Origin of the sequence: Rhodoferax sp., assembly GCF_014859475.1 — a bacterium.
Classification (GTDB): Bacteria; Pseudomonadota; Gammaproteobacteria; order Burkholderiales; family Burkholderiaceae_C; genus Rhodoferax.
The window spans coordinates 1-10756 of record NZ_JACUUE010000084.1 but is presented as its reverse complement, the minus strand read 5'-3'; the positions used below and the strand labels follow the sequence as shown (position 1 = coordinate 10756).

Sequence of the window (10756 nt, the reverse complement as noted above, 5' to 3'; positions counted from 1 at the left end):
CCAGTGCTGGGTTTGCGTACCGCCAGTTATTGCACTGAAAACGAGGGGACCCCTTGTTCGGCGTGTTCCAGCGCCTGCACCGCGAGACGGAGTTCGAGGGGGTGGGCGCGGGGCTCGCACTGTGCCGCGCCATTGCGCAGCGCCACGGCGCAGAGGTTAGCGCGACGGCGGTGCCGGGCGCTGGTTGCACGGTGCGGGTGCAGTGGCCGGTGAACCCTGCAGCCGCCAACGAGCCCTGACGCCGGCCGCAGTGCTGGCTGCTACACCGCTGGTACCAGCGCTGGCTCCATGCACCCCGCCACCTGATTGCGTCCGCCGTTTTTGGCGACGTACAGCGCTGCGTCCGCGGCGTCGATCCACGCCCGCAGGCTGCTGTGGCGGTGGTCGGCCGGGGCCACGCCGATGCTGCTGGTGATGCGCAGTTCGGGCAGGCTGCGCAGGCGCACGCCTTCTGTCTGCTCGCGGATGCGCTGGGCAATGGCCAGGGCGTCGCGCGCATGCATGCCGGGCAGCACGATGGCGAATTCGTCCCCGCCGTAGCGCCCCGCGCAGTCACCGGCGCGCACGTTGCCCCGCACCACATGCGCCAGCGCGCGGATGACCTCATCGCCCACGGTGTGGCCGTAAGCGTCGTTGATCTCCTTGAAATGGTCGATGTCCAGCATCAGCATGCAGGCGGGCTCGTCGGTGGTGTGGTGGCGGCGCAGTGCGGCCTCTGCCTGCTCTTGCCAGTGGCCGCGCCCGAACAGGCCGGTCAGTGCGTCCACGCGGCGCAGTTCGTCCAGCATCTGGTTCTGGCGCGCAGACTGCCGGATGAGCTGGTAGCTCACGGCGCTGACCGACAGCGTGTGCAGCGACATCACCGGCAGACAGGCCACTATCACGCGCATGGAGGTCTCGGGCGCCCAGTGCAGCCCCATGACCGCCGTGCTGGCCACACCGGCCGCCAGCATCACCCACAGGGCGCGCACCCACAGCCCCCGGATGCCGGTGGTGATCTTGTCCACCATGGTCAGGGTGAGCAGCATCACGCTGGGCAGCAGGTTGAAGTGCATCAGCGGCACCAGCGCAGCGACCAGCGCCGAGTCGATGAGCAGGTTGCGCACCTCGGCGGCGTATGGGTCGGCGGCGCGGCGTGTGAGCAGGTAGGCCACGTGCGGCCACACCAGCGTGGCCAGCAACAGCGCCGTCCAGGCCAGGGGGGATGCCTGGCGCTCCCACAGCACCGTGGCCACCACCATGCCACCCAGCCCCATGCCCAGGATGCGCAAGGGGTAGATGCGGCGGGGCATCTGGCGGCGGGGCGTCGGCATGGGGGTGTTGGAGAAGGGCGGTGCTGCCACGCGGGCATTCACCGGCCAGGTAGGTTGAAAGTGCGGGGGAGCTTACAACGCCCGGTCAGGCGATACCAGCAAGAAATGACCGTGGTCCATTCCCATCAGTCGCATGGATGACCTTGCTGGGTGTTGGGATGTGCTGTGGGGCCTGTCAGGGGGGGCTGAGGGGCGGGGCGGTGAGAGGGCGCCGATGAGGATGCAGGTGGGTTTGCTAATAAATTGATAGCAGATAGCGCATGTCAATCTGGCGCTACCGGCACTTTGGTCTCAAATTTGGCCCGGCGGGTTGCAAAGAAGGCCTTCACATTGCGCACGTTGGCGTCGCCGGTGAACAGCCGCTGCGACAGCGCCAGGTAGCCCGGCATGTCCCGCGTGTGCACCACCAGCACAAAGTCTGGCCCGGGTGACACGCGCCAGCACTGCTGCACGGCGGCCTCCTGCACGGCGCGGGCTTCGAAGGCGTCGAGCTGTTCGGCCCCCTGGCGGTCCAGCGACACCTCCACGATGCACGCCAGCCCGTGGCCTTGCAGGGCAGCCAGCCGGTCGGGCTGCAGGATGGCCACCTGCCGCTCGATGAGTCCCACATCGTGCAGGCGCTTGACGCGGCGCAGGCAGGTGGGCGGCGACACATGCACCTGTTCGGCCAGGGCCTGGTTGCTCTGCGCGGCATCGGTCTGCAACAGGTTGAGCAGCTGCAGGTCAATTGCATCGAGCGATATGAATTCCATTGGAGGTCAGAAAATGAACAAAAATTTCAACATTGATTATTGGTGAAATTAAAGTTCATGTTGCTGCAAATATCAATCAATAATTTTTTGGGACGCTGCCTACCATCGCCGCATCCCATCACATTCCAACCAAAGGCAACCACCATGTGCGGCATCGTCGGCGCAGTATCCACGCGCAACATCGTTCCCATCCTCGTGCAGGGCCTGCAGCGACTTGAATACCGGGGCTATGACTCCTGCGGCGTGGCCGTGCATGCGTCCAGCCTAGACGCCACGCGCCCTGCCGGCCTGCAGCGCGCCCGCAGCACCGCCCGCGTGGCCGAGCTGCTGGAGCAGGTGAGCACCGAGCACATCGACGGCGCCACCGGCATCGCCCACACCCGCTGGGCCACGCACGGCGCGCCTGCCGTGCACAACGCCCACCCGCATTTCAGCCACGGCACGGGCGCAGACGCCCATGCGCAGGCCGCAGGCCGGGTGGCACTGGTGCACAACGGCATCATCGAGAACCACGAAGAACTGCGCGCCCGCCTGCAGGCACGCGGCTACGTGTTTGCAAGCCAGACCGACACCGAGGTCATCGCCCACCTGGTGGACAGCCATTACAGCGGCGACCTGTTCGACGCCGTGCGGGCCACCGTGGCCGAACTGCATGGCGCCTACGCCATCGCCGTCATGCACAAGGACGAACCCCACCGCGTGGTGGGCGCACGCGCAGGGTCTCCGTTGATCCTGGGCGTGGGCAAGGACGCAACCGGCGCCTCGTCATCGCGCGAGCACTTTCTGGCCAGCGACGCCATGGCCCTGGCGGGCGTCACTGACCAGATCGTCTATCTGGAAGAGGGCGACCTGGTGGACCTGCAGCTGGGCCGCTACTGGATCGTGGGCAAGGACGGCAATGCGCTGACCACCGGGCAGCGCCCCGTGCGCACCGTGCAGGCCCACAGCGGCGCGGCCGAGCTGGGGCCGTATCGCCACTACATGCAAAAGGAAATCTTCGAGCAGCCCCGCGCGATTGCCGACACGCTGGAAGGCCTGGCCGGCATCGTGCCCGAGCTGTTTGATGGTGCAGGCCAGCATGGCGAGCCCGGCGCGGCTGCCTGGCGCGTGTTCAAGGACATCGACAACGTGTTGATCCTGGCCTGCGGCACCAGCTATTACAGCGGCTGCACCGCCAAATACTGGCTCGAAGAAATCGCGGGCATTCCCACCCAGGTCGAAGTGGCCAGCGAATACCGCTACCGCACCAGCGTGCCCAACCCGCGCACCCTGGTCGTCACCATCAGCCAAAGCGGCGAAACCGCCGACACCCTGGCCGCGCTGCGCCACGCGCAATCCCTGGGCATGCAGCACACGCTCACCATCTGCAACGTCGCCACCAGCGCCATGGTGCGCGAATGCAAGCTCGCCTACATCACCCGCGCCGGGGTCGAGATCGGCGTGGCCAGCACCAAGGCCTTCACCACGCAGCTGGCGGGCCTGTTCTTGCTGACGCTGGCCCTGGCGCAAAGCAAGGGCCGCCTGAGTGAAGAGCAGGAGGCTGCACACCTCAAGGCCATGCGCCACCTGCCCGTGGCCCTGCAGGCCGTGCTGGCGCTCGAACCCCAGCTCATCAGCTGGGCTGAAGACTTTGCGCGCATGGAAAACGCGCTCTTTCTGGGCCGAGGGCTGCATTACCCCATCGCGCTGGAGGGCGCGCTCAAGCTCAAGGAAATCAGCTACATCCACGCTGAAGCCTACCCGGCCGGTGAACTCAAGCACGGCCCCCTGGCCCTGGTGACCAGCGCCATGCCGGTGGTGACGGTGGCGCCCAACGACGCCCTCCTGGAGAAGCTCAAGAGCAACATGCAGGAAGTCCGCGCCCGTGCGGGTGTGCTGTACGTGCTGGCCGATGGCGACACCCGCATCGAAAGCAGTGAGGGCATCCACGTGATTCGCATGCCCGAGCACTACGGCGCATTGAGCCCACTGCTGCATGTCGTGCCGCTGCAGCTGCTTGCGTACCACACGGCCTGTGCGCGGGGGACGGATGTGGACAAGCCCCGCAACTTGGCCAAGAGCGTTACTGTGGAGTGAGCTGTCGAACACCCCGTTTTTTACCAACAACTGACTGATCGATTGGCCAGTTGTTGTTTGCTTTGTGACGCCTCGCCGGTCAGTGTTCAAACCACTGTGCTGAACGCGGGACCGCTGTGATTGCAAGTCAGGGATTGCAATACGCGCAGTGGCGAGGATCTGCCAATGCCCGCGTGGCTTTGCTCATTCTGGACTGGTATTCGCAGCGTGGGCACGACCACACCTCAGCGCGGCAGGATGCGGTAGGCCGTCCGCAGGCAGAGCAGGTAAGCCCCGGTATGCGTTCGGTGACCCAGTAACCCGGGGCGTTGCAGGCTGGGCAGTTCGACTGCAGTCGCTGCAGCAAGTCCTGCGCAGCTTGCTCGATGAGGCGCATGCGGGTGGGGTTGGCAAAGGCCCTCAGGTCCGTCTCCACAAAGACCTGGCGGTTGCGGGCCTGGGCTTGGCAGGCGTCGAAGCAGTGCCGCAGCCGGTCCCAGTCCGCGATGCCTTTGTGCATGCGGGTGTCGTCCTGGCTCTCCGGGCGCATCACCAGCTGTTGCTGCGGGAAGCCCTCGCGCTGCGCAAATGCCTCCACGGCACTCCAGTTATCGCTCAGCAGGTGCCCGCTGCGCGCAGGCCCTTGTGCCATGCCGACGACTTCGATGCCCATGCGGTCGTCCAGCCAGGCGATCAGCTCCACGTTCCAGGGCACCATTCCTGTGAACGGATCGGGACCAAAGCTGCCCTCGCTGGCCAGGCCGGCATCGAGGCCGGAGAGCTCCATGCCCTTGCGGGCTTTGCGCCGTGCTGCATCCAGTTGCGAGCCCGCACGTGCCGTTTCGCGGGTGAAGGTGCCCAGCAGGTCGGTATCGAACCCGCTGACATGTTCAATCGTGCAACCCAGACCCGGCTCCAGCGCGGGCGCGATGACCCGCTCCTTGCCATGCTGGGTCAGCAAGGCGATGCGGCGGTCTGCATAGGGGCGTGCACTGGGGTGCATCACCAGTTCTCCGTGTGCAGCGGCTCCCAGAGACCCTGGTCATAGCGCATCAGGTCGGTGCCTTCCCACCGCCAGAGGTGCAGCCACCCGTGGTCCACCAGTTGCTTGACGACGGCATGTTGATGGATCACTGCGTCGATGGATGGGCGGGGCGCATCAATCACCACGGTCAGCCTCAGTGGTTCGTGCAACCAGCGCTTGCCGTCGTGCACCGACTGCTGCGACAGGCCGATGCGCAGATCACCGCCGTTGCCTTCAAAGACGCCGATGTGTCCGCCCACCACGTTGTGCAGCACCTTGTTGCCACTCCCCAGGCGTGTGGGGGCGCAGGTGGATGCGTGGTACTGCCAGTTGATCCAGTGGGTGACCAGCATGGGCGCGGTCATGAGCGCTTCCAGCAGGCTGCCGTCGGGGTCTCTTTGGGCGTCATAGTCGTGCAGAAAGCTGCGTCCTTGTAGCGCAGCGCCCAGCGTCCTGTGCCGGGGTGCGATGACGAAGGCTGCGTTGCCCGCCAGGCCCCATTCCGGGCGCGTCTGGGCGCCATCGTTGGCGCGCCTTCGCAATTGCTTCAGCAAATCGTCGTGCGGTGTCCGTGGGTCGATGTGCAGGTGCGGTGCTCGTTCTCTGCGGACCTGGTCACTGGCATGGTGTAGCACCGGCTGCAGGCTGTCCCACCGTTGGCGAGCGGCTGGGGGCAGCAGGTCCAGGTCAAAGCCCTCGATCTCATCGGTTGTGGTGTTGTGCAGGGCCGCCACGAAGGTTGTGGACTCCGGAATGGCGATGCCTTGTTCCGCCAGGCCCGTACGCACGGCAGGTTCGTTCAGCAGTTGTGCCAGGCTGCGGGCACTGACTTCGCCGGTCTGGCCGCAGCATGCGCCGCAGTCCAGCGCTGCCGCATGGGCGTTGTTGGCCGACTGGCTGCCATGCCCTACCAGCAGTACCAGGGGCGCCAGATAACCGTCCAGCCCCATGGAGCGCAGCACCCGCGCTGCCAGCGACACCTTGGCGCCGATGTCCAGCCCCGTGAGCTGGGGCCGGCACAGGGGGCGATAGCGCGCAGGCAGGCCTTCCAGTGCATCGTTGGCCCTGGCTTGCCGGGAGGGCCGCAGCCATTGGCCCAGCTTGCCCGCATAGCCCACGCCCGCCGCTTCAACGAACGAGAACGCCGCACCCGGCCAGCGGCTGGCGGACAGCCATTGGTCGGCCAGCGCAAAGCGCCTGGAGCGTGCGTGGATCGCTGCTTCTTGTAGCGTCGCATCGGTCTTCAACGCGCCCGCAGTGGATGGCACGATGCAGTCAGTGGCTTCTACTGCGGGTGCCAACAGGCCCGGCAGGTGGGGCGTGCGAGCGCTGGTGCCCAGCGGTGTGTAGGCGAGGGGCAGGCCAAAAAATCCCGCGAACCCGATGGTCTGTACGGCGGGCCAAATGGCCTCCAGGGACCTCCGCAGTGGCTCGCTGCGCACATCAATACAAAAAGCGGCTTGCACCTCGATCTCGTGCTGGTTGGGCGGGGCACTGCCGGCACCGAGCAGCCGCTGAGCCAGTTGGCGCTGGTAGCCGACTTCCAGAGCTACTTGCCACACTTCGTCGACCAGCAGAGCCTGCTCTGCCCGTTGCAACAAGGCGGGGGCCTGGCCCCAGGCCTGTTGCAGCGCCTGGAAGGCATGGGTGCCTGCGGCATCGTCCTTGCAATGCAGTAGAACCGCACCCCATGCCAGCCGGATCGCCAGCAACTCCCGCAGGTGCGGGTCGGAGGTCTGGTTCAGGTGGGCCTGCCAGCCTAGATAGGCGCACCACGAAGCCCAGCCATTCACCGTCAGCAGCACCGACTCCAGATAGTCTGGCCACACCGCCTTGGGAAGGCGCAGCCTGTGCAGTACCCAGCGTTCGGCGTCTTCCCGGGTGGCGGGCAGAGCCTCCAAGGCCTCGGCGAGGTGTGGCAAGCCCATCAGCAGGCCGATGGAGTGGTCGTGCTGCAGAGTCTCGCGCCAGAACGCATACAGGCCCTCGGACCGCTGGGGCTGCCAGTCCGCCTGTGTCTGGTCGAAATAGGCGGCGCAGGTCTGGCTCACCTGGTGGGTGATTGCCTGGCGCCAGGACAAGCGGGTTTGGCGGTGGGGGTCGTTGTCCAGCACATCGATCAGCAGGGGCAATTGCTCTACGGGCTGGGTGTTGTGTAAGGCCTGTACGCAGTCTTCGGCAGTCAACCCGCAGGCTTGCGCCTGAGGCATCTGGCGGATCGCCTGATCAAGGTCCTGGGCGCTGATGCGTCCTTCCGTCCACGCTTGCAGTTGCCGGTCGCGCCCGGGAAAGACCTGAATGCCGCCCAGCGCTGCCATGCGCGCTGCCACCCGGCGCACCGGCATGCCGATGCGCGCCCAGTGCGGGTTGACTGCAATGGCACGGTCCAGGGGCCAGGCCGGTGCAATGGCTTGGCACGCTTGTGCGCAGGCGGTGTCGATGTCGTTGTGCGAGGCCGGGTGCTGCGCAGCGTGCGTGGGCGCTGGCGCCGCGAGCTCCTCGGTGGGGCAGTCGGTCAGTGATTCCATCATGGGGTTCTCCGGGTGCAGTGCGGTTCAGGGGGCGGCTCTGTGCAACGTGGGGCCTGCTACATGGGGGACCGCGTCACGCGGGGCAGGGGGTGTCCAGGCGGTGGGCCAGATGTACAGGGCCAGCCGGGTGTACGCCTCGTCGATGTAGAACCCTGCATAGCTCCACCTGCGCCAGGTCCGCAGCATGTGGGGCTGCCTCTGCAGCAGTGCCAGAAAGAGGTAAAGGCCTAAAAGTCCGATCAGTGCCAGCCACCCCAGCACGTGCGCCGGAGCATCGCGCAAGCCCAGTGGCACATGGTGGATGGCAACTGCCGCTGCGGTGAGGCCCGCCACCATCACCAGCCCGGCCAGGCTGTGCCAGGCCGCAGTCTTGGCGCTGGCCTGGCCCTGAGGCGACCAGAGCAGCGGTGCCCAGGCCAGTCCCAGCACGGCGGACCACCAGGCGGGCCAGGGCACCTCCGCCGCCACGTTCAGCACCAGCAGCACGGTGGCCGTGGCGGCGACGGGTGCCAGCGCCAGGCTGATGGCTGTGGGCGGGGTTGCGCTGTGCATGGCCTGCAGCCGCGCTTGCCGAACCGCGTTGGATGCCGACAGAAACACATGGGCCTTGTACAGCGAGTGCCCCACGAGGTGCAGCGCAGCCAGCGTGTACAGGCCCAACCCGCATTCGAGCAGCATGAACCCCATCTGCGCCACCGTGGACCAGGCCAGCCTGACCTTGATGCTGATGCGCGTCAGCATGACCATGCCAGCGAGCACGGCTGTACCGAGGCCAAAAACGACCAGCACGACGCGGGCAGCGGCGGCGTTTTCCAGCAAGGGGGCGAACCGTATCAGCACGAACCCGCCCAGGTTGACCACGCCTGCGTGCAGCAGTGCAGACACCGGCGTGGGCGCCTCCATGACCTGGATCAGCCAGCCATGCACGGGCAACAAGGCCGTCCGCAAAATCACGGCCAGGGTCAGCAACACCGCGCTGGCGTGCAGCAACGGGGACATGCCGTCGCGTGCGATGTACGCCCACAACGCCGACAAAGAACCGCTGCCGACTTCCAGCCAGGCCAGTGCCGCCGCACCGACCAGCAATACGTCGGCCACCCTGTCGGCCATCTGTTTTTTGTGGGCGGCCAGGCTGGCAAAAGCCCGGTCGGGGTAGAAGCACAGCAGGTGTTGCAGCGCAATGCCCACCAGAGCCCAGGCGATGGCCAGGACGATCCAGTGGTCTGCCAGCAGCAGCACGTGCACAGCAGCCAGCACACCCGCCAGTGCTGCCATGTAGCGCGGCTGGCCGGGCTCTCCCTCCAGGTACCTCGCAGAAAACGCTGCGATGACGGTGCCCAGCAGTTGCACCAGAACCCCCATGCACAAGCCCATCGGCGATGCCTTGAGCCAGCCAGCGTGGTCCAGCCGGCCGATGCCAGCCATGGCCGCAATCGCCGCCAATACAGAACCTGCCAAGGCGGCACCAGACAGGATCAGCATCCAGCGCCACAACGTGGCAACCGAGCCCTTGTGGCACAGTGCCAGCGCCATGGCGGCCAGCATGAGCATGCCCGGTGCCCATGCGCTGGCGTGGGACAAAACGTGAACAAATGGCATCACTCAACCTCCAGAAACAAGACTGGGGGCGATGATGCTGCGGGGTTATTGTTCTGTAAAATACATTGAAAAGAACAAAAAAATACTAAAAATAGAACAATGAGACTCGATCAACTCAACTTCAACCACCTGTTCTACTTTTGGCGTGTGGCCAAGCTGGGGCACCTTACCCAGGCAGCGCAAGAGCTGCACACGTCCCAGTCTGCGGTGTCCACCCAGATCCGGCAGCTGGAAGAGCGCCTGGGCGAAGAGCTGTTTTTGCGAGAGGGCCGCCGCCTGCTGCTGACCGACACCGGGCAACTGGTACTGGCATATGCCGAGAACATCTTCGGACTGGGTCAGGAAATGCTGGGGCGCCTGCAGGGCAGCGCGTCGGGGGTGACCCGGCTGCGCGTGGGCAGTGTGGCAACGTTGTCCCGCAACTACCAGGAAAACTGGATCCGCCCCTTGCTGGCCGACCCGTCCGTGGTTTTGACGCTGGAGTCAGGGCTGCTGGAGGGGCTGATTTCGCGCCTGGTGCAGCACCAGCTGGACGTGGTGCTGGCCAATGAGTCAGTGCCTTCCGACTCCGAGCGCCCCTTGCACTGCCAATTTCTCGGCAGCCAGTCCATCTCGCTGGTCGGCCCTGCCAGCGTGTGGCAATCGCGCTCGTTGCGCATACCTGAAGACCTGGAGGGTATGGAGGTGGCGCTGCCTGGCCCCCGCCATGCACTGCGTGCGCAGTTTGAAGCCCTGTGTGCATCGGCCGGGGTGACGCCCCGATTGCGCGCCGAGGTGGATGACATGGCCATGCTGCGCCTGATCGCCCGTGACAGCGGCTGGCTGACCGTGCTGCCCGAGGTGGTGGTTCAGGACGAGTTGCGCACGGGCATCCTCGTCAAGGTGGGCTACTCCGCCGGGCTGCAGGAGCATTTCTACGCCATCACCACCCGGCATCGGCACCGTATCGAGGTGCTGGAAACCCTGCTGGAACGTTCGTCGGGCCGCATGGGGCCGTCCTGACAGACCTAGGGCAACGCTGAACAAGTCCCTCGCGCACCGCGCACCCCTGCTTTGGGCGGTCTGCCGCGTTGCAAATCCTCGCGATAGCTACGGCTATCGCTGTGGTTTGCGCCTTGCATCCCATCCCAAATCAGGGCGTGCGCCACTGCGGGGACTTATTCGGCGTTGCCCTAGCTGGGATTCGTCAAAAGTTTGCCCCATGAAAAAAGCCCCGCAATGGGGGCTCGTTCATGGGCGATGCAATGTGATGCGGTGCACCGATGACGCCTTCGCTCAGCCGCAGTGGATGCGCCAAGCGGTGGCGTCCGAAACGCCCGCATCGGCTTGCATTACATGGCGTTGCCGATTTCGCCGTGGGAGATCTGGCCTGTGCGAACAGCTTCTGCGGCCTGGGCACGCACGGCAGCGCGGTCGGCGGTGGATTGGGGGTCCCCTCGTTTTCAGTGCAATAAGTGACGGTACGAAAAGCTAGCACTGGCG

Annotated in this window: 7 protein-coding genes and 2 pseudogenes; 3 read left to right on the top strand and 6 right to left on the bottom strand. The window is 65.8% G+C overall.

The annotated features are described in order from the left end of the window. Positions 1–53: 53 nt before the first annotated feature. Positions 54–239: pseudogene (locus IBX54_RS08860) on the top strand (ATP-binding protein); the annotation flags it as partial. A gap of 21 nt (positions 240–260) precedes the next feature. Here IBX54_RS08860 and IBX54_RS08855 read toward each other — a convergent pair. Together IBX54_RS08855 and IBX54_RS08850 are read right to left on the bottom strand one after the other, a co-directional pair. After that, positions 261–1313 carry a diguanylate cyclase gene (locus IBX54_RS08855; RefSeq protein ID WP_004637161.1) on the bottom strand — a complete coding sequence of 351 codons (1053 nt, stop codon included), beginning with the start codon at positions 1311–1313 and terminating at the stop codon, positions 261–263. Positions 1314–1576: 263 nt separating this feature from the next. Further along, a complete protein-coding gene (locus IBX54_RS08850; RefSeq protein ID WP_004637162.1) occupies positions 1577–2065 on the bottom strand; it encodes an Lrp/AsnC family transcriptional regulator in 489 nt (162 codons plus the stop codon). A 144-nt stretch (positions 2066–2209) separates the two neighbouring features. Here IBX54_RS08850 and glmS point away from each other — a divergent pair, with 144 nt between their 5' ends. Beyond that, complete coding sequence (gene glmS / locus IBX54_RS08845; protein WP_004637163.1) at positions 2210–4141, top strand: glutamine--fructose-6-phosphate transaminase (isomerizing); 1932 nt, start codon at positions 2210–2212, stop codon at positions 4139–4141. A 127-nt stretch (positions 4142–4268) separates the two neighbouring features. Here the strand turns inward: glmS and IBX54_RS08840 are convergent, their stop codons facing one another. From IBX54_RS08840 to IBX54_RS08830, 3 genes are read right to left on the bottom strand one after another with little or no spacing between them, the layout of a single operon-like run. After that, on the bottom strand, positions 4269–5123 hold the full coding sequence (locus IBX54_RS08840; RefSeq protein ID WP_004637164.1) for a DUF6671 family protein: 855 nt from the start codon (positions 5121–5123) through the stop codon (positions 4269–4271). Then, positions 5123–7675 carry a YbcC family protein gene (locus IBX54_RS08835; protein WP_004637165.1) on the bottom strand — a complete coding sequence of 851 codons (2553 nt, stop codon included), beginning with the start codon at positions 7673–7675 and terminating at the stop codon, positions 5123–5125. The genes IBX54_RS08840 and IBX54_RS08835 overlap by 1 nt, the downstream gene beginning before the upstream one ends. A 24-nt stretch (positions 7676–7699) precedes the next feature. Further along, on the bottom strand, positions 7700–9274 hold the full coding sequence (locus IBX54_RS08830; protein ID WP_004637167.1) for an NADH-quinone oxidoreductase subunit L: 1575 nt from the start codon (positions 9272–9274) through the stop codon (positions 7700–7702). Between the two features lie 99 nt (positions 9275–9373). On the opposite strand from IBX54_RS08830, the gene IBX54_RS08825 reads away from it, so the two are divergent. Beyond that, entirely contained in the window at positions 9374–10276 is a 903-nt protein-coding gene (locus tag IBX54_RS08825; protein WP_004637169.1) for a LysR substrate-binding domain-containing protein, read from the top strand. Positions 10277–10605: 329 nt separating this feature from the next. On the opposite strand, the pseudogene IBX54_RS08820 reads toward IBX54_RS08825, so the two are convergent. After that, positions 10606–10698: pseudogene (locus IBX54_RS08820) on the bottom strand (DUF4148 domain-containing protein); the annotation flags it as partial. Between the last annotated feature and the right edge of the window lie 58 nt (positions 10699–10756).

Coding starts and splice junctions, on each gene's coding strand:
- IBX54_RS08855 (WP_004637161.1), bottom strand. CDS start 1,313: ATGCCGACGCCCCGCCGCCAGATGCCCCGCCGCATCTACCCCTTGCGC.
- IBX54_RS08850 (WP_004637162.1), bottom strand. CDS start 2,065: ATGGAATTCATATCGCTCGATGCAATTGACCTGCAGCTGCTCAACCTG.
- glmS (WP_004637163.1), top strand. CDS start 2,210: ATGTGCGGCATCGTCGGCGCAGTATCCACGCGCAACATCGTTCCCATC.
- IBX54_RS08840 (WP_004637164.1), bottom strand. CDS start 5,123: ATGCACCCCAGTGCACGCCCCTATGCAGACCGCCGCATCGCCTTGCTG.
- IBX54_RS08835 (WP_004637165.1), bottom strand. CDS start 7,675: ATGATGGAATCACTGACCGACTGCCCCACCGAGGAGCTCGCGGCGCCA.
- IBX54_RS08830 (WP_004637167.1), bottom strand. CDS start 9,274: ATGCCATTTGTTCACGTTTTGTCCCACGCCAGCGCATGGGCACCGGGC.
- IBX54_RS08825 (WP_004637169.1), top strand. CDS start 9,374: ATGAGACTCGATCAACTCAACTTCAACCACCTGTTCTACTTTTGGCGT.